Genomic DNA, 22,035 nt, shown 5'->3' with positions numbered 1-22,035 from the left:
TTACAGCTCCAGGGCGAGATCGGTACTGGCGCTGTTGACGCACAGCTTCAGCGGGGTGGACGGTTCGGCGGCGTAGTCGCCGGTCAGCGTATGCCGGGTGATGCCGGACACCTTGTCGCAGACGCAGGTGTTGCAGATGCCCATGCGGCAACCACTGGCCGGCTGGATGCCCTCGGCCTCCAGCGCCGCCAGCAGGGGCTTGCCGCGCGGCAGCGTCAACGTGCGACCGGTCCGCAGCAGCTGCACCTGCACGCTGCCCTGCTCGATGTCCGGCAATGCCGGTTGGCTGAAGGCCTCGCTTTCAAACTGGGCAACCTGGCCCTGCAGGCGTTGCCGCGCCGCTTCAACGAACCCGGCCGGCCCGCAGGCCAGCACACGCGTGGCCGCCGGTGCATCCAATGCCGCGAAGTCGTGCGCATCCACGCGCGCCGCGGGCGCGGAAGCATCGCGGGTCAGCAACAGTTGCAGGCGGAAGTGCGGATGGCGGGCGGCAAGCGCCTGCAGCTCCTCGACGAAGCACAGCTCCTGGCGGTGACGCGCCCAGTACAACAGGTCCACGGCCACCGGCATGCCCTGCGCATCCAGCGCCTGCAGCAGCGAGCGCATCGGGGTGATGCCGCTGCCGGCGGCCAGCAACAACAGGCGCTGGCCTGGATCGGCGCACAGGGTCATCTCACCAAAAGCCTGGCCCAGCGCGATCACGTCGCCCGGCCGGGCATCGCGGGTCAGCCAGGTGCTGGCCTTGCCATCGGGGATTGCCTTGACGGTGATGGCCAGGCGCCCATTGGGCAGCACGGTCGGGCTGTAGCTGCGGGTGACCAGGCGGCCATCCACCTCCACGCCGACGTTGATGTGCTGGCCCGCCTGCACCCCGGCGAAGTGCCGGTTGGGCTGCAGCTCCAGGGTCACCGCATCGGCGCTGGCGGCGTTGCGGGCCACGACACGCGCCAACGGGCGGCGCAGCGTCCACAGGCGATTGACGCGGGTAGACCAGAAATCGAAGAAGCCCTCGCTCAGCCAGGGGATCTGGGGGGGCGTGGCATTACGGTAGACAGCACTCATGGCGACGAACTATACGGCCGAGCATACAGCTGTGTATACACTCGTATATTCACCATACCGGCTATGATTCACGAATCCGTCCATCCTGCCCGCGATGACCCGTCCCGATCAGCCCTTGACCCACCACGACGACCAGCACCCGGCACGCAAGGCTTCGATCTCGCGCGACGACCTGCTGGCGGCGGCGTTGGCGCTGATCGGCCCGCATCGCAGCGTGTCCACGTTGAGCCTGCGCGAGGTGGCCCGCGAAGCAGGGATCGCGCCGAATTCGTTCTATCGCCAGTTCAGGGACATGGACGAGTTGACCGTGGCCCTGATCGACCTGGCGGGCCGTTCGCTGCGCACCATCATCGGCCAGGCCCGCCTGCGTGCGGCCGACAGCAACCGCGGCGTGATCCGCCTGTCGGTGGAAACCTTCATGGAGCAGCTGCGCGCCGACGACCGGCTGATGCACGTGCTGCTGCGCGAGGGCACCGCCGGCTCGGACGCCTTCAAGCAGGCGGTGGACCGCGAGCTCAACTATTTCGAGGACGAGCTCAAGGTGGACCTGGTGCGCTTGGCCGCACTGGACGGTGCCACGCTGCATGAGCCTGCGCTGGCCGCCAAGGCCATCACCCGCCTGATCTTCGCCATGGGCGGCACCGCCATGGACCTGCCGGAAGAGAAGGACCCGGAGCTGATCGAGCAGATGTCGCAGATGATCCGCATGATCATCACCGGCGCACGCGTGCTGGGGCGCAACCCCGTCCGCGCCTGAGCGGCGCAGCCTTGCCCGCCTGCGCACCCGCGGGCAGGCCACCACCCTCACCTGCCGCAACACCCACCCGAACCTGCCACGGTCAGCGCTGCAGGCACTCCCGGTAACGTCCGTCCACGCGGTTGGCGAACCACTCGGTGGTCAGCTCACGGGTGATCTTGGGGCTGTCCAGGCGGATGCCGGGGATCACCGCGCGCGGCAACGGCTTGCCGGCCCGGGATTCGGCCAGGGCGAACACGCGCTGGTGCAGCGGGCTCTCGCTGAAGGCCAACTGGTCCGCCTGCTCCAGCGCCCGCCGGATGCCCCGCTCGTCCATTCCCAGCGCCGCGCCCAGCTGCCGCACGGCACGCTCGGTCTGGCCCGGCGCATCCAGCGGCGCCCCCGGTGCCAGCAGGTCACCATCCAGCGCCAGCGCCTGCCCGGTGGCAACCGCCACCGCGTTCTGGAAGGCCGCATTGCGGCTGGCATACCAGCCGGCGTTGTAGTCGGCGAACCGGTGCACCTTGCGGGTATACGGCGTTTCATAGCCCAGCAGGTGCATCGTGCCGAAGTACACGCCACCGCGCCGGCTGAACACCTCGTCGCGGATGCTGGCCTGCACCGGGTACGGATACCCTTGGGCATGCGCCTGCGCAAAGGGGATGCTGACCTGCATCGCGCCACCGGTCTGCACCGGGTTCTTGCCGGCGAACAAACGTTGCCCCAGCGGCACGCGGTCGATGATCTCCTCATACAGGCGGCTGAGGTCACGCTCGGTACGCACCCCGGCCAGCTTGTCACCGTAGCTGCGGCCATCGGTTGCCTTGATCCGCAGGCCGGCATCCACCAGCAGGCCCGGGACATGCAACGCCGAGGCACGCCGGTCGATCTCCTGGCGCGCGATGCGCGGCAGGTTGGCGACGGCCGGATCGGCGCGATACCCCGACTCCTGCTCGATCACCGCCAGCACCGCGCAGATGTTCTCGGCGTTGGGGGCAATGCGCTGCGCGGCGAAGGCCGCCTGTATGTCCGCCGCCCAACCGGCACGGTCCGCGGTCCGCGCAGGGATGCGACGCTCGATCTCGTTGCGCACCACGTCCGCCGGCGGACCCGGGGCGGGCGCCGGCACCGTGCTGCAGGCAGCCAGGACGCCCATCGCAACCGCCCCCAGCAGGGCACGGTGCAGGGGCAGCGGCAAGACGGGCATGAAAGCGGCATTCACAGCGGGCATCCCGGGTACATGAAGGTCGAACTCAGCGTGCGTGCAATGCCCGGCACAGTACGTTGCCGGCCCCCACTGCGCCACAGCGCCGTCTTCATGATCGCCGCCGCACTGTACGGGTGGCGCTCGGCTGCGGTATCTATAGCGCTCGTGTTCCCACGGATGGACCGCATGACACTTCCGCACACCCGCCTCCGCCTGCGCTGGCTCACCGCAGTCGCCGGCGTCCTGATCCTTGCCGGTTGCGGTGAGAAGACCGAGCAGGAGCAGCTGGAGGCATTGCGCGACAGCCTGACCTACACGCAGTACCGGCGCCTTTCGCACCACGGCCTGCCCGCCTCCTACAACGCCTGGCGCGAGGGCATGCGGATGGCCGGCAGCGAGCCCACGCCGGAGCTGACGCCCGATACCGAATGCATGATCCATGGCCTGCTCGGCTACAGCGCGCTCAGCGCCGACCGCAGCACCATCGCCATCGCCGAATCGGACATCGTCGATGCCCTGCCCGCCTGCAGGGATTACGCGCAGATCAGCGCCGCCCTCCGTTCGGTGGCCTTCCATCGGCGGGAATGGCCGCAACTGGCCGAACAGCAGAGCGAATTCGCGATCAACGGCGGCAAGACGCTCGACGCCGGGCAGGCCACCGAGGCACGGATGCGGATGCTGATCGTGCATGCCGCACTGGGTTACAAGGCCATCACGGACAAGCGCTGGGACCGCGCCCAGGTCCATATCGACGCGATCGCGCTGAGCCTGAAACAGCCGTGGCTGTCGGAGCTGGGGCGCGCCGGTCTGGCCATCAACAACGGCGACGTGCGCGAAGGGCTGGTGATGCTCAAGCGCCTGAGCGAGAACCCGCAGGTGCCGCCGGAAGCGCGCGCCTATCTGGGTGAACTGATCGCGCAGATCGAGGCCGAGACCGGCGACGTCGATTCCAGCCTATGGATGGCCAGGGTGTTCACCAAGGTGGTTTGGGGCGAGATCAAGCGGCACGGGCCGGATGGGCTGGCCAGCCTGATGGAGTTCGTCGACCAGCAGAGCGCGAAGGTCGACCAGTTGATGGGCGACGGCAAGGGCATGCTCGACGGCTGGTGGCAGTCGGCCAAGGAACACCTGCGTAGCGACGGCAAGTCGTTCGACGACTGAGCCGCGCCTGTTTTCTTTCTTCCCGGGGCGGTCATCCGCCCCGCAACGTTCTGGATGCATGGCATGACGTTTCATATCCGCGACGAGCAGCCCGCCGACATCGACGCGATCCACCGCCTGACCGAGGCTGCATTCGCCGAGGCGGTCCATTCCAGCCATACCGAGCAGTTCATCGTTGCCGCATTGCGTGCGGCCGGGCAGATGACGGTGTCGCTGGTGGCCGAGGAGCACGGCGCGCTGATCGGGCACGTCGCGGTATCGCCGGTGGTGCTGTCATCGGGCGACGCCGGCTGGCATGGCCTGGGGCCGATATCGGTCCGCCCGGATCGTCAGGGCCAGGGGATTGGAGCGGCGTTGATGCGGGCGGCGATTGATCGCCTGACGCAGCTGGGCAGTGCTGGCTGCGTGCTGCTGGGGGAACCGGGGTACTACGCGCGGTTCGGCTTCAAGGTAGTTCCGGGTCTGGAACTGCCGGGGGTTCCGCCGGAGTACTTCCAGGCGCTGCCGCTGGCCGGCACCGTACCGGTGGCGCAGGTGCACTACCACGCGGCATTCGAAGCAACGGCATCCCCGTAGGAGCGGCCTTGGCCGCGAAGCCACGACTCCTGCGGTCTCGCAGAGCTACCCCTCCCCAACCCTCCCCTTCGCTGCGTGAAAGGGAGGGAGCGCAGCACCGGCGCACGCACACCTCGTAGGAGCGGCCTCGGCCGCGAAGCTACGACTCCTGCGGTCTCGCAAAGCTACCCCTCCCCAGCCCTCCCCTTCGCTGCGCGAAAGGGAGGGAGCGCAGCACCGGCGCACGCACACCTCGTAGGAGCGGCCTCGGCCGCGAAGCTACGACTCCTGCAGTCTCGCAAAGCTACCCCTCCCCAACCCTCCCCTTCGCTGCGCGAAAGGGAGGGAGCGCAGCACCGGCGCTCATGCACCCCGTAGGAGCGGCCTCGGCCGCGAAGCCACGACTCCTGCAGTCTCGCAAAGCTACCCCTCCCCAGCCCTCCCCTTCGCCGCGCGAAAGGGAGGGAGCGCAGCACCGGCGCTCATGCACCCCGTAGGAGCGGCCTCGGCCGCGAAGCCACGACTCCTGCAGTCTCGCAAAGCTACCCCTCCCCAACCCTCCCCTTCGCTGCGCGAAAGGGAGGGAGCGCAGCACCGGCGCTCATCCTCGTAGGAGCGGCCTCGGCCACGGAGCCGCGACTCCTGCAGTCTCGCAAAGCTACCCCTCCCCAGCCCTCCCCTTCGCTGCGCGAAAGGGAGGGAGCGCAGCAACGCCGCGCGTCCCGCATCCATCGACGCACCCCACCCGGTCACCGCCACTGCGCGCCCGATACGCTAGGCTTGTCGCCCCAACGCCAGCAACGGCACACGTCTTGAGAACCGTCCACGCAACCCGCTACATCACACCGCTGCGCGAAGGGGGATCCCTGCCGGCCGTGATCGAGGCCGACGACGATGGCATGTACGTCATCAAATTCCGTGGCGCCGGCCAGGGACCGAAGGCGTTGATCGCCGAACTGGTCGCCGGTGAACTGGCCCGCGCGCTTGGCTTGCCCATCCCGGAGATCGTCCTGGTCGAACTGGACCGCGAATTCGCGCGCACCGAGCCGGACCCCGAGATCCAGGACCTCATCCGCGCCAGCGAGGGCACCAACCTGGGCAGCGACTACCTGCCCGGCGCGATCAACTACGATCCGGCGGCGATGCAGCCCGATGCCGCGCTGGCCTCGCGCATCGTCTGGTTCGATGCCTACACCAGCAACGTGGACCGCACCGTACGCAACCCCAACCTGATGGTCTGGCACCGCAAGCTGTACCTGATCGACCACGGTGCCGCGCTGTACTTCCACCACGACTGGGAGAACGCCGGCGAGGCCTGCGCCAAGCCCTTCGTCCTCATCCGCGACCATGTGCTGCTGCCCTTCGCCAAGGACATCGCCGGCGCCGACCGCGCACTGGCCCCGCTGCTGACCGATGCGGTCATCGACGACATCGTCGCGTTGATCCCGGACGCCTGGCTGCAGGGCGAGCCGGCATTTGCCGATGCCGCCAGCTACCGCAAGGCCTACGCCGATTACCTCAAGCGCCGCCTGCAGCTGCGGGATGCATTCGTACAGGAGGCCATCCGTGCCCACGCTGCACACGTATGACTACGCGGTTATCCGCGTCGTGCCGCGGGTCGAGCGTGAGGAATTCATCAATGTCGGCGTGATCGTGTCCTGCCCGAGCGCCGGGCACCTGCAGGCAGCCATCGAGATCGATGAAGCACGCCTGCAGGCATTCGCCCCGCAACTGGACCTGGTGGCATTGCGCCCCTGGCTGGACGCCATCGTCGCCATCTGCGAAGGTCGCGCCGAAGCCGGCCCGATCGCACAGCTGCCGCCGCGGGCACGCTTCCATTTCCTCACCGCCAAGCGCAGCTCGGTGGTGCAGACCTCGGTGACCCACGTTGGCCGCACCCGCGAACCGGCGGGCATCGTCGAGCACCTGCTCGAGCGGATGGTGCGCGTACCGCGCTGACCGCCGGCACGTGCACGCCAGGACAATGGCCCGCGTCACGCGGGCCATTGTTCATTCGGCGTCCGTCAGGGCACGCGCGGCATCGCGCAGCGCGAACTTCTGCACCTTGCCGGTGGCCGTCCGCGGCAGCGGCCCGAACACGAAGCGCTTGGGCACCTTGAAACCGGCCAGATTCTGGCGGCAATGCGCCAGGGCTGCGTCCGGGCTGAGGTCCAGTTCGTCCTTCAACTCGACGAAGGCACATGGCGTCTCGCCCCACTTCGGATCCGGCCTGGCCACCACGGCCGCGGCGAGCACCGAAGGGTGGCGGCACAGCACGTCTTCCACTTCCAGCGAGGAAATGTTCTCGCCGCCGGAAATGATCACGTCCTTGGAGCGGTCACGGATCTTCACGTTGCCGTCGGCATACACCACGGCAAGGTCACCGGTGCGGAACCAGCCACCGGAGAAGGCCGCATCGGTGGCGCGGGGGTTCTTCAGGTAGCCCTTCATGGTGATGTTGCCGCGGAACATGATTTCCCCGACGCTGGCGCCGTCCCACGGCACCGGCTGCAGGGTATCGGGGTCCAGCACCTGCATGTCTTCCTGCAACAGGCAGGCCACGCCCTGGCGACTGTTGAGCTCGGCGCGTTCGTCGATGGGCAACTGCGCCCACTCCGGCTTCGGTTGGCAGATCGATGCAGGGCCGTAGACTTCGGTGAGGCCGTAGACGTGGGTGATCTCCACGCCCATGCGCTCCATTTCTTCCAGCACCGCCGCCGGCGGCGCGGCACCGGCCACCTGCCCCTTCACGCCGGCAAGCCCCTGCTTCAGTTCCTCCGGTGCCGCCGCCAACGCGGCATGCACCACCGGCGCACCGCAGTAGTGGGTGACGCCATGTGTGCGCATCAGTTCCAGCACCTGCTTGCGGTCGAATCGCCGCAGGCAGACCTGGGTGCCTGCGACGGCAGCCATCGTCCACGGGAAACACCAGCCGTTGCAGTGGAACATCGGCAGCGTCCACAGGTAGACCGGATGCGGCGGCATGCCCCAATCGATGATGTTGGCCACCGCGTTCAAGTAAGCGCCGCGATGGTGGTAGACCACGCCCTTCGGGTCGCCGGTGGTGCCCGAGGTGTAGTTCAGCGCGATCGCATTCCATTCGTCGCCGGGCAGGCCGTAGGCGAACGTCGGGTCACCGGTTTCCAGCAACGCTTCGTACTCGATCGCACCAAGGAACTCGCCTTCCTCGATGGCCGCATCGTCCACGTCGATGACCTGCGGTGCCTGCCGGCACAGCGCCAGCGCCCGCTTCATCACCGGCGAGAACTCGCGGTCCACGAACACCACCTTGGCCTCGCCGTGGTCCAGCATGAATGCAAGCGTTTCCGCGTCCAGGCGGGTGTTGAGCGTATTGAGCACGGCACCGAGCATGGCCGGGGCGAAGTGCAGCTCGATCATCGCCGGCGTATTGGGCAGCAACGCCGCCACGGTATCGCCTTCGGCCACGCCCATGCGCTGCAATGCCGACGCCAATCGACGGCAACGCGCCTGCACCTGGGCCCAGCTCAGGCGCCGCTCGCCATGCACCACCGCCAACCGCTGCGGGTGCACGGTGGCCGCCTTGCGCAGGAAGCTCAGCGGCGACAACGGCGTGTAGTTGGCCTGGTTGCGGCCAAGATCCTGATACATCGAGGGGCCCTCTCTCCGGTGATGTGCCGGCAGAGAGTCGGGCAGGAGGCGGGGGTTTGTCGCTGCGACCTTAGTCGCAGGGAATTGGCTCATTGCTGCCGGACGGCCCGTCCTGCGTTGGGATCCGCGCCGGAGGTGGCCTCTGCGCCGGCCTGGCGCACGCGCCGTTCATCCTTCCCGGCGCAGCCCCGCAAGCAGCGTTCCCGCAAAGAGAAAGGCGCCGGCAAGCCGGCGCCTTTCTCATTCCAACCGCTGCGGCGATCAGGCTTCCGGCGTGGCCGGTGCCGTTTCATCCGCCGAGGTGTTGGCGTCGTCGTCGAGGACGTCCTCACCGTCGTCCAGCGAGGCATCCAGGCGTTCGACGGCCTGCAGCTTCTCGCCCTTGGACAGGCGGATCAGGGTCACGCCCTGGGTGTTGCGGCCCACGCGCGAGATTTCCGAACCACGGGTACGCACCAGCGTGCCGCCGTCGGAGATCAACAGCACTTCATCGCTGGTGCCCATCAGCACCGCACTGACCAGCTTGCCGTTGCGCTCGCTGGTCTGGATGCCGATCACACCCTGGGTGCCACGACCCTTGCGCGGGTAGTCGGCCAGCGGGGTGCGCTTGCCGTAGCCGTTCTCGGTCGCGGTCAGGATGTAGCGGATGCTGGCATCGTCGCTGCCGTTGTCGACGATCTCGCCGCCATCGGTTGCCACGTCCTCGACGCTGCTGCCCTCGTCCTCGTTCTCGTCCTCGGCGCCGCCGGCGCTTTCGGCCACGATCAGGCTGACCACTTCCTCGCCGTTGGCGAGCTTGATGCCGCGCACACCGGTGGCGGTACGGCCCATCGAGCGGACCCGGTCCTCGCCGAAGCGGACGGTCTTGCCGTTGGACGCGAACAGCAGCACGTCGCGCTCGCCATCGGTCAGGCCAACGCCGACCAGCGCATCGCCTTCATCGAGGTTGATGGCGATCTTGCCGCGCGCCAGACGGAACGCGAACTCGCTCAGCGGCGTCTTCTTGACCGTACCGTTGCGGGTGGCGAAGAACACGAAGTGGTTGTCGTCGTACTCGCGTACCGGCAACACCGCCTGCACGCGCTCGCCGTTCTCCAGCGCGATCCAGTTGATGATCGGGCGGCCGCGCGCGGTGGAGCCGGCCTCCGGCAACTGGTGCACCGGCAGCCAGAACACCTTGCCCGAGCTGGTGAAGGTCAGCAGCGTGTCATGCGTGTTGACCAGCCACAGCTGTTCGATCGAATCCTCGTCCTTGGTCGCCGCCGCACTGCGGCCACGGCCACCGCGACGCTGGGCGCGGTAGGCACTGACCGGCTGGCGCTTGACGTAACCGGCGCGCGACAGCGTCACCACCACGTCTTCCGGCGCGATCAGGTCGAGGATGTCGAGGTCTTCCTCGCTGTGGCGGATCTCGGTGCGGCGCTCGTCGCCGTACTCGACCTTGATGGCGACCAGTTCCTCGCGGATGACCTGGCGCAGGCGCTCCGGGTCTTCCAGGATCTCGATCAGGCCGGCGATCACCACCAGCAGCTGGCGGTATTCCTCGGTCAGGCGGTCCTGCTCCAGCCCGGTCAGGCGGTGCAGGCGCATTTCCAGGATCTGGGTGGCCTGGACTTCGGACAACTGGTAGTTGCCGTTGACCAGGCCGATGCCCTTGGGCAGGTCTTCCGGACGCGACGCCTCGGCACCGGTGGCGGCCAGCAACGAGCCCACCAGGCCCGGCTCCCACACCTTGGCCAGCATGCGCTCCTTGGCCTCGCCCGGGTTGGCCGACGTCTTGATCAGCTCGATCATCTCGTCGATGTTGGCCAATGCGACGGTCAGGCCTTCCAGCACGTGCGCGCGGGCACGGGCCTTGCGCAGTTCGAAGATGGTGCGGCGGGTAACCACTTCACGGCGATGGCGGAGGAAGGACTCCAGCATCTCCTTGAGGTTCATCAACTTCGGGCGGCCGTCGACCAGCGCCACCATGTTGATGCCGAACACCGACTCCATCTGGGTCTGCTGGTACAGGTTGTTGAGCACAACCTCGGCAGACTCACCGCGCTTGATCTCGATGTAGATGCGCATGCCGTCCTTGTCGGACTCATCGCGCAGCTCGCTGATGCCTTCGAGCTTCTTTTCCTTGACCAGCTCGGCGATCTTCTCGATCAACCGCGCCTTGTTCACCTGGTACGGGATCTCGGTGACGATGATCGACTCGCGGCCATTGTCGGCCACTTCGATATCGGCCTTGGCACGGATGCGCACGCGGCCACGGCCGGTGCGGTAGCCGGCGATGATGCCCGCGGTGCCGTTGATGATGCCGGCGGTCGGGAAGTCCGGGCCCGGGATGTATTCCATCAGGCCATCGACATCGATCGACGGGTCGTCGATCAAGGCGATGCAGGCACTGATGGACTCCGCCAGGTTGTGCGGCGGGATGTTGGTGGCCATGCCCACCGCGATGCCGGCCGAACCGTTGACCAGCAGGTTCGGGAACCGGGTCGGCATGACCGTCGGCTCCAGTTCCTTCTCGTCGTAGTTGGGCTGGAAATCGACGGTTTCCTTGTCCAGGTCGGCGATCAGCTCATGCGCCAGGCGCGACATGCGCGCCTCGGTGTATCGCATGGCCGCGGCCGAGTCACCGTCGATCGAACCGAAGTTACCCTGGCCGTCCACCAGCATGTAACGCAGCGAGAACGGCTGCGCCAGACGCACCAGCGTGTCGTACACCGACTGGTCGCCATGCGGGTGGTACTTACCGATGACGTCACCGACGATACGCGCCGACTTGTAGTAGGGCTTGTTGCTGTGCGCGCCCAGTTCGTTCATCGCGAACAGGACACGGCGATGGACCGGCTTGAGGCCATCGCGTGCATCGGGGAGTGCGCGTCCGACGATCACGCTCATGGCGTAATCGAGGTAGCTCTTGCGCATCTCGTCTTCCAGTTTTACCTGGATGATTTCCTTGGCTGTTTCTGCCATTCGGGTTCCGTTGTCTGGTGACGATCCCGTCCGGTGGAGTGGCCTTGGAGGCAACCCCGCCGGAGCCTTGAATCAACCGATGGAGTCTATCACAGACGGGGGTTTTACCGGAACAAATCAGGAACTTAGGCGCCGCTTTCTGGACGATGCCGGCGTGCCGCGCCGGCACGGGAAACACCGCGGAGCCAAGCCACGCTCCGCGGGGGCCTTGCCGGGATCCCCCTTGCCGGGCGTGGCTCGGCACTACCGGGGTGGACGCTGGCTCGGGCCGGGTGCTGGTTCAGGCGAAGGCCGCTGCCATGGCCGCGGCGTCCGGCTTCAGGATCACGCCGCGCTCGGTGACGATGGCATCGATCAACTCGCCCGGGGTGACATCGAACACCGGGTTCCAGGCTGCAATGCCTTCGGCCACGGTGCGCACGCCACCGACGCCGAACAGCTCGCCCGGATCACGCTGCTCGATCTCGATCTGGTCGCCATGGGCGGTGTTCATGTCCACCGTCGAGGACGGCGCCACCACCATGAACTTGACGCCGTGGTGGCGCGCGGCGATGGCCAACTGGTAGGTGCCGATCTTGTTGGCGGTGTCGCCGTTGGCGCAGATGCGGTCGGCGCCGACGATCACCCACTGCACCGCACCGGTTTTCATCAGGTGCGAGGCGGCCGAGTCGGCGATCAGGGTGGCGTCGATGCCGTCCTGCTGCAGTTCCCACACGGTCAGCCGTGCACCCTGCAGCCACGGCCGGGTTTCGCCGGCAAATACGCGCGCGATGTTGCCCTGCGCCTTGCCCGCGCGGATCACGCCCAGCGCGGTGCCAAAGCCCGCGGTGGCCAGTGAACCGGTATTGCAGTGGGTCAGCACGCCGCTGCCCGGGGCGATCAACCCGGCGCCCAACGCGCCCATGTGCCGGTTGGCGGCCAAGTCTTCGTCGGCGATGGCCTGCGCTTCCAGCGCCAGCACCTGCTTCCAGTCCGTCCCGGCTGTCGCCAGCGCCCGGCGCATGCGCGCCAGCGCCCAGGCCAGGTTGACCGCGGTCGGACGCGAGGCATTCAGGCGCTCCAGCGCCGGCTCCAGCATCGCCAGCGCCGCAGCGCCATCGGCCGCCTGCACTTCACGCGCCGCCAGCACCACGCCCCAGGCCGCGGCGATGCCGATGGCCGGCGCGCCCCGCACGGTCAACGCATGGATGGCCTCGGCCACGGCGTCGCTGTCATGGCACAGCACGTGCTCCACGACGAACGGCAGCTTGCGCTGGTCCAGCAGTTCAAGGGCGTCACCCGTCCAGCGGATCGGGCGGATGTGGTCGTAACGGGCGTAATCGATGGTGGGGATGGCGTTCATCGGGCCATTGTAATCGGCCCGCCTGGCGGCCCGTTCAATCGGCGGAAAATTCCGCCCGGCAGCCTTTGTCGACCCAGATGCCGAAGCGATCCCAGCCCCAGCTGTCGCCCTCGCGGCAGGCCGCGCTGGACAGCTGTTCGACCAGGGTGACCCGGCGGGTGACGCTGACGCCGCATTCGCGGCGCAGCCCGCCCTTGGATTCGCAGACGACGCGGCGCGGGACGTCGACGAAGCCCGAGCCGTCCTCGGCGCCCACCTCGAACTGGCCCTGGCACCCGCGGCTGACCCAGATCTCGTTGCGGTCGTAGCCCCAGCTACGCCCTTCCCGGCACGGCAATACCGACTGCTGGCGCAACAGCCGCACCGGGGCGCCACGCAGGACCACCGGGCAGGATTCGTAGCGCCCCTTCGACTCGCAGCGCACCACCCGCCGCGACACCCGCGAGTTGCTGCCACGGCGGGCGAACTCGGCACGACAGCCGTCGCTGACCCAGATCGCGTCGCCTTCCACGCCCCAGCTGGTTTCGCGGATGCAATCACGGGTGGAGAGCTGGCGCACCATCTGCACGCCACGGGAGACATCCATCGGACAGAACACGCGTTCCATCTCGCCGGACTCGCAGCGCACGACCAAGGGCGCCGGGGTGTCAGGCCCGCCTCCCTCCGCTGCAAGCAGCGAAGGCGACACCAGCAACAACAGGCCAAAAACTCCCTTCATCCGATGCTCACGCCCCCTTGCAGCCTTGATGGATTCCGGCACGGGCACAGTGCCCGAGTGGTTGTGATCAAAGCATCATCATCGCCATGCCGGCAAGGCAGGTCCATGACCTGAACGGGTGATTGGCCTGAAATCATCGCCATTACAGGGAATATTCAGATGATTCCCGTTCATCCCGCGATAGCGTCCTCGCCGATGAACGCCGCGTCTGTTCAGGCCATGCGCATCGCAAGACGGTTCAGGCGTTGGCGAAGTCGAACGCCAGCACGTCGGCGATGCGCGAGGTGCCGGCCAACGCCATCAGCAGGCGATCCACGCCCACCGCCACGCCCGCGCAGGCAGGCATCGACGGCAGCGCCGCGAGGAATGCCTCGTCCAGCGGCAACACCTCCGCACCACGCGAAGCGCGGATCGCGAGGTCACGCTGGAAGCGCTGGCGCTGCTCCTGCGCGTCGGTCAGCTCGTGGTAGCCGTTGGCCAGCTCGAACGCCCCCAGGTACAACTCGAAGCGCTCGGCCACCGGCGGATCCTCCCTGCGGATCCTGGCCAGTGCCGCCTGGGTGGCGGGCCAGTCATGGATGACGGTGATCTGGTCAGGCAGGAAGTGGGCCTGGATGCGATGGGTCATCAGCAGGTCCAGCCAATCATCGCGGGTCAGGCCCTCGGGCTGGATGCCGACCTCACCCAGCGCCGCGCGCAGGGTGGCTTCATCGGCCAGGAAGGGATCCAGCCCGATCGTCTCCAGGAACAACTGGCGGTAGGTCAGTACGCGCACCGACGCTTCGCGGCCCACCGCGGCCAGCGCTTCGCGCACCAGCGCGACGGTTTCCTCGATCAGCTGGTGATGATCCCAGCCGACGCGGTACCACTCCAGCATGGTGAACTCGGGGTTGTGCCGGCCACCGGCTTCGCCGTTGCGGAACACCCGGCCCAGTTCGTAGCAGTCGCCCACGCCGGCGGCCAGCAGCCGCTTGAGGGGATATTCCGGCGAGGTCCGCAGCCAGCGCAGCGGCGAACCGGCATCCACGTGCCCGGTGAAGCGGGTCTGGAAGCCCTCGATGTTCGGCTCGGTGTTGCCGGCGGCGGACATGATCGGCGTTTCCACCTCCAGCACCTCCCGGCGCGCGAAGAACGCGCGGATCAGTGCATTCAGACGTGCCCGCCGGCGCAATGCCTCGATCACGAGTGCAGCTCCCCGACCGCGTCGACCAGCGGCAACGTCAGGATGTCGCGTGCGTCATCGCGATACCCGGCCGACAGGTACAGCGACTTGGCCCGCGCGTTGTGGTGATTGACCTCCAGCCGGATCACCGCCGCACCCTGCCCCGCGGCCCAGTCCCGCGCCAGCGCCAATGCCTGCCGGCCCCAACCACGGCCACGCGCGGCGGGCGCGAGGTACAACTCGTCGAGCAGAACGAAACGCCCTCCCTGCTCGACGCTGAAACACCACCCCAGGGTCACGTAACCCGCGTCGGCAACCGCCTCGGAGGACAACAGCAGGACGGCGCCGCAGCGCTCATCCTCCAGCACCGTGCGCAGGCCGGGCTCGACCAGCGCGGGCTGGTAGGTGATGCGGTCTTCGGTGTAGAAATCACGGACCATGCCGATGATGCGCGGGAAGTCCTGCGCGTCGGCGACACGGCATTTCAGTTCGTCGCTCATGCCTGCTTCCCGTTCTCGGCGAGGAAGGCCAGCAGCCGGGCTTCATCCCACACCGCCACGCCCAGTTCATTGGCCTTGTCCAGTTTGGAACCGGCCTCTGTGCCGGCGACGACGAAGCTGGTCTTCTTCGACACGCTGCCGGCGACCTTGGCGCCCAGCGCCTCCAGCTGCGCCTTGGCGTCGTCGCGGTTCATCTGCGCCAGCGTGCCGGTCAGCACCACGGTCTGGCCTTCCAGCGGAACGGCCGCCTGCTGCTGCGCCTCGGGCGTCAGCGCCAGCAACTGCTGCAACGCAGCCCCGGCGGCGGAGAACAAGGCGGCGTTGGCATCCACGTCCAGCCATGCCACCAGCGCATTGGCGGTCTCCGCCGGCAATCCGGCGGTGACGAAGTTGTGCGCGCTTTCGTCGCGGATCGCCTCGGCCGAGGGGAACGCTTCGGCCAACTGCTTGGCCCGTACCGGCGTGACCTTGGGAATCTCCAGGTCCTGCAGCAGGTTGGCCAGGTTCAGCTCGGCGCGCAGCTTGGCGTGGGGGGCGTGTGCATCGGTGATCTGCACGCCACGCGCCAGCAACGCATCGATGGCCTGCTGGTTGCCCGGCTGCGCCATGAAGTGGCCGATCGAACGCGCGACTTCGCCACCGATGTCGGGCACCCGCTTGAACAGCGGCCACGGCATGCGGCGGATCAGCGCCAGGTCACCAAACCAGACCGACAACGCCTTGGCCGTGCTCTCGCCGACGTGCTCGATGCCCAGCGCGAACAGCAGCCGGCTGAGCGTGGTACTGCGGCTGTTGGCGATGGCGGCGATGAGGTTGTCGGCCCACTTGGTCGCGATCTTCTTCGTGTTCCATTCGAAACGGGCGGGCACCGACAATGCCTGCGCACGCCAGCCGGCGTCGGCCACGTCCAGCCGGAGGATCTGGTTCAGCGTCCCGCCGCTGCCTTCCGGTGCCAGATGCAGGCTGAGCTGCGACGCCAAGGCCTCCGGCGATTCGGCATCCAGCGCCAGCTTCAGCACCAGCAACTGGTCGCGCTGCAGCGCGTACAGGTCGGCCACGCCGCGCACGATGCCGGCATCCACCAGCGTCTCGATGTACTTGTCACCGAGCCCATCGATGTCCATGGCCTTGCGCGAGGCGAAATGGGCAATGGCCTCCTTGCGCTGCGCCGGGCAGCTCAGCTCACCGGAGCAACGCCATACCGCCTCGCCTTCCTCGCGGACGATTTCCGAACCGCACACCGGGCAGTTGGCCGGCATCTGCCACGGCGTGGTGCCCTCGGGGCGGCGGTCGGTGATGACGCTGACCACTTCCGGGATCACGTCACCGGCACGGCGCACGATCACCGTGTCGCCGACGCGCACGTCCAACCGCGCGATCTGGTCGGCGTTGTGCAGGGTGGCGTTGGTCACCACCACGCCGGCCACGTGCACCGGCTTCAGGCGGGCCACCGGCGTCGCCGCGCCGGTGCGGCCGATCTGGATCTCGATGGCCTCGACCGTGGTGGTCTGCTCCTGCGCCGGGAACTTGTGGGCGATGGCCCAACGCGGCGCGCGCGCAACGAAGCCCATTTCCTGCTGGCCTTCGCGGTCATCGAGCTTGTAGACCACGCCATCGATGTCGAAGGCCAGGCCGTCGCGGCGCGCGCCGATGTCGCGGTAATACGCCAGCAGGCCATCGGCACCTTCCACCACCTGGCACAGGTCGCTGACCGGGAAGCCCCAGCGCACCAGCTGCGCGAGCGTGCCGGAATGGGTCGGCGGCAGTTCACCGTCCACTTCGCCCAGGCCGTAGGCATAGAAGCTCAGCGGGCGTTGGGCGCTGATCTTCGGGTCCAGCTGACGCAGCGAGCCAGCCGCGCCGTTGCGCGGGTTGGCCAGCACCTTGCCGCCGTGCAGGCGCGCCTGCTCGTTGTAGCGCTCGAAGTCCGCGCGCAGCATGTAGACCTCGCCGCGCACTTCCAGCACGTCCGGCCAGCCCTCGCCCTGCAACTGCTGCGGGATCACCTTGATCTGGCGCAGGTTGGCGCTGACGTCCTCGCCGGTGGCACCGTCGCCACGGGTCGCGCCCTGCACGAACACGCCGTTCTCGTAGCGCAGGTTGATCGCCAGGCCGTCGAGCTTGGGCTCGGCGGAGAACATCAGCGTCGGCCGGCGCAGGCGCTCGTCGATGCGGCGCACGAAGTCGCGCACTTCCTCGTCGCTGAAGGCATTGCCCAGCGACAGCATCGGCACCGCATGCACGACCTCGGGGAACCGCGAGGACGCCTTGCCGCCCACCGCATGGGTCACCGAGTCGGGCGAATCCAACTCCGGATGCGCCGCCTCCAGCGCCTCCAGCTCACGGATGAGGTGGTCGTACTCGGCGTCGGGAATGATCTGTTCGTCGCGCTCGTGATAGGCGCGTGAAGCGTCGGTCAGCAGCTTTCGCAGCTCGGCGACGCGCTGGGAGGCGGGGGTGTTGGAAGTCATGCGGTGATTTTAAACCGCGAGGGTGTGGATGCGATGAGGGCCAGAGCCGTTGCGGTCGCGTTGGCGGCAATACCTGCCAACGGAGGTTCTCATCTGCGGCCCGAGGAAGATGCGAAAGGCCCCCTCCCCGGCCCTCCCCTTGCCTCCGGCAAAGGGAGGGGGAAGATCACCAGCGCGGCGACTTGGTCAGCGGCGGCGCCTGGTGCTGGCGGTCGTAGGCACGCAGCTCGTCGCGGATATGCGCGATGCGTTGGCGGCCGAGGGCGTTGCGGCTGTCATCCAGCACCACGCCGTCGAGCAGCTCACCCATGCGCTGCACGGTCGGCAGCATCTTTTCCCAGGCGTCCAGCGCGGTCATCGGCGCCGGCAGGGTCAGGAAGAAGGCGATGGCCGGGGTCTCCATCTCACGGATGTTGGCCATGTCGAAACTCCCCGGCTTCATGATGCTGGCCATCGAGAAGATCGGCCCCCGCTCCGGGTGGCCCTCGACCAAGCGGTGGAACACGCCCATGTAACCGAAGACCAGCCCGGTCTTCTCGGCAGCCACCACGATGTCCTCGCCACGCAGCACCTGGCCGGCGCGGGCGGCGACGTACAGGGAAACGATCTTGTCGAAATCCTGGCTCGGGCGCTTGCCCAGGTCGCTGCCACCGGCCGGCTCGGTGTCGGGCAGGCCCAGCTCGGCCTGGGTGACCGGTTCGCCATCGGCACCTTCGCCCGGCGCACCGCCCTCCTCCACCGCGCCCAGTACCGGCTCACGCCGCGACGGGCGCTCGGCGGTGTCCACCGGCTCCTTGCGCTTGCCCTGCGCCGCCTTGCGGGGGCGGCCAAACAGGAAGATGGCTGCAATCAGCAGCAGTCCGGCAACCAGAATGCCGATACGCAACAGTGCCATGTCGGACATGCGTGGGAATCTCCGGGTAAATCGTTCAGGTGGCTAAAGAATGGCACGTCAGGCCGCGCCCGCCAATCGCGCGGCCTCTTCCAGGTCCACGCTGACCAGACGGCTGACGCCCGGCTCGCGCATGGTCACCCCGGAGAGCTGGTGGGCAGCCTCCATGGTGGCCTTGTTGTGGCTGACGAACAGGAACTGCACCTTCTCGCTCATTTCCTTGACCATGTTGGCCAGGCGGCCGACGTTGGCCTCGTCCAGCGGCGCGTCCACCTCGTCCAGCAGGCAGAACGGGGCCGGGTTGAGCTGGAAGATGGCAAACACCAGCGCCACCGCGGTCATCGCCTTCTCGCCGCCGGACAGCAGCGAGATGCTGGACACGCGCTTGCCCGGCGGGCGCGCCATGATGGTCACGCCGGTGTCGAGCAGGTCTTCGCCGGTCAGCTCCAGGTAGGCATGGCCGCCGCCGAACAGGCGCGGGTACAGCGCCTGCACGCCGGTGTTGACGCGGTCGAAGGTGTCCTTGAAACGGCCGCGGGTCTCGCGGTCGATCTTGCGGATGGCGTCTTCCAGCGTCTCCAGCGCGGTGGTCAGGTCCACGTTCTGCGCGTCCAGGTACTCCGAGCGCTGCGACGCCTCGCCGTACTCCTGGATCGCCGCCAGGTTGACCGGTTCCAGCCGGCGCATGCGCGCGTCGATCTGGTGCACGGCCTGCTCCCAGTCGGACAGGCGCGCGTCCTCGGGCAGCGTGTTGATCACGTCCTGCAGGACGAACCCGGCCTTCTCGACCGCGCCGGACAACTGCTCGGCGCTGAGCACCAGCGCCTGCTGGTCCAGCTTGCGCTGGGAAATGCGTTCGCGCTGGGCCAAGGCCTGCTCGTCGCGCTGCTGGCGGGTCTGCTCCAGCTTGCGCAGCTCGGCGTCCACGCTCTCCAGCAGCGCCCGCGCCTCGCCCAGCACGCGCTCCACGCGAACCCGCTCGCCCAATGCGTTCTGGTGCTCGGCTTCCAGCGCCTGCACCGGCGTGTCACCGTCATCCAGCTGCGAATGAAGTTCGCCCAGGCGCGAATCCAGTTGCCCGCGCTGGCTGCTCATGCGCTCCAGCGCCTGGCTCAACGAGGCGATCTGGGTGCGCTGCGACTCCAGCGTCAGGGCCAGCGCATGCATGTTGTCGCGCACGCTGCGCGCGCCGTCGCGGGCCAGGTCACGTGCTTCGGTCAGCTGCCGGCGTTCGCTTTCCAGCGTCTGCTTGCCCGACTCCAGGTCGCCCATGCTCGACACCGCGTCTTCCAGCCGCACGCGTGCCTCGCTGGCCTGCTCGCGGCTCTCATCCAGTGCTTCGAGCAGCTGGGCCAACTCGTTCTCGATGCGCTCGATGCGGGTCCGTGCGGCATCCACGCGCCCCTGCTGGCTCTGCAGTTGCCCCGCCAGTTCCGACGTCGCGCGGTGCGCTTGGTACAGGGCCCGCTGCGCTTCCTCGCGGTGCTGCTCGGCGGCCAGCAACTGCTCGCGCAGGCTGGCCAGTTGTTCGACCAGCTCACCCTCCCGGGCCTGCAGGCCCTCGATCTGCTCGCGCAGGGAGACGATCTCGCGCTCACGCAGCAGCGCACCCTGCTGGGCGGCACCGGAATGGGACACCTGCAGCCAACCATCGCCCAGCCGCTCGCCGTCACGGGTGATGACCGCATCGCCCGCCGGCAGCTTGGCCTGCAACGCCCGCGCCTGGGGCAGGTCCTCGGCCGCGTGCAGGTGCATCAGCAGACGGCGGATGGCCAACGGCCCCTGCACCTTGGCGGCCAGCGAGGTCGCGGCGAAATCCGCCTTGCCTTCGTCGGCCGAGACCAGCGTGATGCGGCCTTCGCCGAGCTCGCCCAGCGCCTCGACCAGGGTTTCCGGCGCTTCCACCAGCACGCCTTCGATCAGCTGGCCCAACGCGCTTTCCACCGCGTTTTCCCAACCGCCTTCGACACTGATGCGCTCGCCCACACGCGCCGCCGAATCCAGCCCGCGCGCCTTCAACCAGGCCACCGCGGCACCCTGCTCCTGGCCCAGCGCCGCCTGCTGCAGCGCTTCCAGCGATGACAACCGGCCGCGCGCGGCCTGCACCTGCTGGCGCACGTCGGCCAGCTCGGATTGGCTACCGCGCTGCGTTTCCTGCAGCGTCGCGGCGGTCTCCTTGCGGGATTCAACCTGCTCGCTCAGTTCGTCGACCGTGGTCTTCTGGGTTTCATGCTGCAGCTGCAGTTGCTCGAAGGCTTCGGCCAGCGCGTCCAGGTCCAGGCTGGCACGCTCTGCGCTGAGGGCTTCGCGGCGGCGATCGGCTTCCAGGATCTGTCGATCCAGGTAGTCCACGCGGGTGCGCTCGACTTCGCCGGAACGGGTGGCTTCGGAGGTGTTGCGGGTGTGCGCCTCCCAGCGCAGCTGCCAGTCGGCCAGCCGGGCCTCGGCCTCACGCAGGGCTTCCTGGCGGAATTCGTTCTCTTCCTGCAGTTGCTCCAGCTTCGGCTCAGCTTCGTCGACCGCTTCACGCAGCACGATCAGGCGGGCTTCGTCGCCGCTGATGTGCTGACCCAGGTCGGCCAGCGCCTGCCGGGTCTCGTCACGCGCCTTGTGCAGGCGTTGCGCCATCTCGCGCTGGTGCTGGATCTGCTGTTCGAGGCGGGCCAGCGTGCTGCCCACCTGGTAGACGTCGGCCTGGGCGCGATTGAGCGCCTCGGCGGCCTCCTCGCGGCGCACGCGGCCGGTCTCGATGCCGCTCTCGGCCTCGCGCTGCTCGGCGATCAGCTGCTGCAGCTTGGTTTCCTCCCGCGACAGCGCCTCGCGCAGCCCACCCAGGCGGCCATCCAGCCCACGGAACTCCAGCGCCTTCCACTCGGCATCCTTGACCCGGCGCTCTTCCTGCAAGGCCTGGTACTGCTCGGCCTGCCTGGCCTGGCGCTTGAGGTGCTCCAGCTGCTTGCCGATCTCCTCGCGCAGGTCGTTCAGGCGGTCCAGGTTCTCGCGGGTGTGGCGGATGCGGGTCTCGGTTTCCTTGCGGCGCTCCTTGTACTTGGAGATGCCGGCCGCCTCCTCCAGATACACGCGCAGGTCTTCCGGGCGCGCCTCGATGATCTGGCTGATCATGCCCTGCTCGATGATCGAGTAGCTGCGCGGCCCCAGGCCGGTACCCAGGAACAGGTCGGTGATGTCGCGACGCCGGCACTTGGTGCCGTTCAAGTAATAGTTGCTGCTGCCGTCGCGGCTGACGGTGCGCTTGACCGAGATCTCGGTGAACGAGGCGTACTCGCCGGAAATGGTGTGGTCGGAATTGTCGAAGATCAGCTCGACCGTGGCCTGCGACACCGGCTTGCGCCCGGAGGCGCCGGAAAAGATCACGTCGGTCAGCGAATCGCCGCGCAGGCGGCTGGCCGAGCTCTCGCCCATCACCCAGCGCACCGCGTCGATGATGTTGGACTTGCCACAGCCGTTCGGGCCGACCACGCCGGTCATGTTGGTCGGCAGGTGCAGCGTCGTGGGATCGACGAACGACTTGAAACCAGAGAGCTTGATCGTGGATAGACGCATGGATTCGGGCTGTTGGCGGGCCCCGGCGTTCCAGCCGTTGCCCGGAGGGAAACTCCGGAGGTTCCGCT

At 68.0% G+C, this 22,035-nt stretch carries 16 protein-coding genes; 5 read left to right on the top strand and 11 right to left on the bottom strand.

What is annotated here, in order from left to right; translation table 11 throughout:
* Positions 1-1,062 (bottom strand): ferredoxin reductase, encoded by a 1,062-nt coding sequence (locus ACIPR8_RS06335; RefSeq protein ID WP_446540458.1) that lies wholly within the window; start codon positions 1,060-1,062, stop codon positions 1-3.
* Positions 1,063-1,156: 94 nt separating this feature from the next.
* Here ACIPR8_RS06335 and fabR point away from each other — a divergent pair, with 94 nt between their 5' ends.
* Positions 1,157-1,819, top strand: coding sequence for an HTH-type transcriptional repressor FabR (gene fabR, locus ACIPR8_RS06330; RefSeq protein WP_132864236.1), 663 nt, complete (start codon positions 1,157-1,159; stop codon positions 1,817-1,819).
* 82 nt (positions 1,820-1,901) lie between these two features.
* On the opposite strand, the gene ACIPR8_RS06325 is transcribed toward fabR, so the two are convergent.
* A complete protein-coding gene (locus ACIPR8_RS06325) occupies positions 1,902-3,005 on the bottom strand; it encodes a DUF1615 domain-containing protein (RefSeq protein ID WP_446540457.1) in 1,104 nt (367 codons plus the stop codon).
* A gap of 186 nt (positions 3,006-3,191) precedes the next feature.
* On the opposite strand from ACIPR8_RS06325, the gene ACIPR8_RS06320 reads away from it, so the two are divergent.
* The 4 genes from ACIPR8_RS06320 to ACIPR8_RS06305 all read left to right on the top strand — a co-directional run bounded on the left by ACIPR8_RS06320 (position 3,192) and on the right by ACIPR8_RS06305 (position 6,680).
* Positions 3,192-4,166, top strand: coding sequence for a hypothetical protein (locus ACIPR8_RS06320; RefSeq protein ID WP_313250975.1), 975 nt, complete (start codon positions 3,192-3,194; stop codon positions 4,164-4,166).
* 63 nt (positions 4,167-4,229) lie between these two features.
* Complete coding sequence (locus tag ACIPR8_RS06315) at positions 4,230-4,742, top strand: GNAT family N-acetyltransferase (protein WP_446540456.1); 513 nt, start codon at positions 4,230-4,232, stop codon at positions 4,740-4,742.
* Between the two features lie 791 nt (positions 4,743-5,533).
* Positions 5,534-6,310 (top strand): HipA family kinase, encoded by a 777-nt coding sequence (locus ACIPR8_RS06310; RefSeq protein WP_192288536.1) that lies wholly within the window; start codon positions 5,534-5,536, stop codon positions 6,308-6,310.
* Positions 6,288-6,680, top strand: a complete 393-nt coding sequence (locus tag ACIPR8_RS06305; protein WP_132864241.1) for a DUF3037 domain-containing protein — start codon at positions 6,288-6,290, stop codon at positions 6,678-6,680. Before ACIPR8_RS06310 ends, ACIPR8_RS06305 begins: the two co-directional genes overlap by 23 nt.
* Before the next feature lie 51 nt (positions 6,681-6,731).
* Here the strand turns inward: ACIPR8_RS06305 and ACIPR8_RS06300 are convergent, their stop codons facing one another.
* From ACIPR8_RS06300 to smc, 9 genes are all read right to left on the bottom strand, one after another.
* Entirely contained in the window at positions 6,732-8,351 is a 1,620-nt protein-coding gene (locus ACIPR8_RS06300; protein WP_446540455.1) for an acyl-CoA synthetase, read from the bottom strand.
* Positions 8,352-8,612: 261 nt separating this feature from the next.
* The gene (gene gyrA / locus ACIPR8_RS06295; protein WP_192288533.1) at positions 8,613-11,318 is read right to left on the bottom strand and encodes a DNA gyrase subunit A; all 2,706 of its coding nucleotides are present in this window, start codon (positions 11,316-11,318) and stop codon (positions 8,613-8,615) included.
* A gap of 280 nt (positions 11,319-11,598) precedes the next feature.
* Positions 11,599-12,660 (bottom strand): S-methyl-5-thioribose-1-phosphate isomerase, encoded by a 1,062-nt coding sequence (gene mtnA / locus ACIPR8_RS06290; protein ID WP_446540454.1) that lies wholly within the window; start codon positions 12,658-12,660, stop codon positions 11,599-11,601.
* Between the two features lie 34 nt (positions 12,661-12,694).
* On the bottom strand, positions 12,695-13,378 hold the full coding sequence (locus ACIPR8_RS06285; protein WP_446540453.1) for a DUF3011 domain-containing protein: 684 nt from the start codon (positions 13,376-13,378) through the stop codon (positions 12,695-12,697).
* A 238-nt stretch (positions 13,379-13,616) separates the two neighbouring features.
* On the bottom strand, positions 13,617-14,561 hold the full coding sequence (epmA, locus tag ACIPR8_RS06280) for an EF-P lysine aminoacylase EpmA (protein ID WP_323439540.1): 945 nt from the start codon (positions 14,559-14,561) through the stop codon (positions 13,617-13,619).
* Positions 14,558-15,040: an N-acetyltransferase family protein gene (locus ACIPR8_RS06275; protein WP_446540452.1), complete on the bottom strand. Its 483-nt coding sequence runs from the start codon at positions 15,038-15,040 to the stop codon at positions 14,558-14,560. Before ACIPR8_RS06275 ends, epmA begins: the two co-directional genes overlap by 4 nt.
* A complete protein-coding gene (gene ligA / locus ACIPR8_RS06270) occupies positions 15,037-17,511 on the bottom strand; it encodes an NAD-dependent DNA ligase LigA (RefSeq protein ID WP_446540451.1) in 2,475 nt (824 codons plus the stop codon). Before ligA ends, ACIPR8_RS06275 begins: the two co-directional genes overlap by 4 nt.
* A gap of 166 nt (positions 17,512-17,677) precedes the next feature.
* Positions 17,678-18,415, bottom strand: a complete 738-nt coding sequence (gene zipA / locus ACIPR8_RS06265; protein ID WP_132864249.1) for a cell division protein ZipA — start codon at positions 18,413-18,415, stop codon at positions 17,678-17,680.
* A gap of 48 nt (positions 18,416-18,463) precedes the next feature.
* Complete coding sequence (gene smc / locus ACIPR8_RS06260) at positions 18,464-21,967, bottom strand: chromosome segregation protein SMC (protein ID WP_313250995.1); 3,504 nt, start codon at positions 21,965-21,967, stop codon at positions 18,464-18,466.
* Positions 21,968-22,035 lie beyond the last annotated feature (68 nt).

It is taken from the genome of Stenotrophomonas sp. LARHCG68, from assembly GCF_052871705.1.
The sequence above is the reverse complement of the archived record's forward strand: the minus strand, read 5'-3'. Positions and strand labels throughout refer to the sequence as shown.

Bases quoted from the DNA above. Each gene is read 5' to 3' on its own strand.
- ACIPR8_RS06335 (WP_446540458.1), bottom strand. From the start codon at position 1,062: ATGAGTGCTGTCTACCGTAATGCCACGCCCCCCCAGATCCCCTGGCTG.
- fabR (WP_132864236.1), top strand. From the start codon at position 1,157: ATGACCCGTCCCGATCAGCCCTTGACCCACCACGACGACCAGCACCCG.
- ACIPR8_RS06325 (WP_446540457.1), bottom strand. From the start codon at position 3,005: ATGCCCGTCTTGCCGCTGCCCCTGCACCGTGCCCTGCTGGGGGCGGTT.
- ACIPR8_RS06320 (WP_313250975.1), top strand. From the start codon at position 3,192: ATGACACTTCCGCACACCCGCCTCCGCCTGCGCTGGCTCACCGCAGTC.
- ACIPR8_RS06315 (WP_446540456.1), top strand. From the start codon at position 4,230: ATGACGTTTCATATCCGCGACGAGCAGCCCGCCGACATCGACGCGATC.
- ACIPR8_RS06300 (WP_446540455.1), bottom strand. From the start codon at position 8,351: ATGTATCAGGATCTTGGCCGCAACCAGGCCAACTACACGCCGTTGTCG.
- gyrA (WP_192288533.1), bottom strand. From the start codon at position 11,318: ATGGCAGAAACAGCCAAGGAAATCATCCAGGTAAAACTGGAAGACGAG.
- mtnA (WP_446540454.1), bottom strand. From the start codon at position 12,660: ATGAACGCCATCCCCACCATCGATTACGCCCGTTACGACCACATCCGC.
- ACIPR8_RS06285 (WP_446540453.1), bottom strand. From the start codon at position 13,378: ATGAAGGGAGTTTTTGGCCTGTTGTTGCTGGTGTCGCCTTCGCTGCTT.
- ACIPR8_RS06275 (WP_446540452.1), bottom strand. From the start codon at position 15,040: ATGAGCGACGAACTGAAATGCCGTGTCGCCGACGCGCAGGACTTCCCG.
- ligA (WP_446540451.1), bottom strand. From the start codon at position 17,511: ATGACTTCCAACACCCCCGCCTCCCAGCGCGTCGCCGAGCTGCGAAAG.
- zipA (WP_132864249.1), bottom strand. From the start codon at position 18,415: ATGTCCGACATGGCACTGTTGCGTATCGGCATTCTGGTTGCCGGACTG.
- smc (WP_313250995.1), bottom strand. From the start codon at position 21,967: ATGCGTCTATCCACGATCAAGCTCTCTGGTTTCAAGTCGTTCGTCGAT.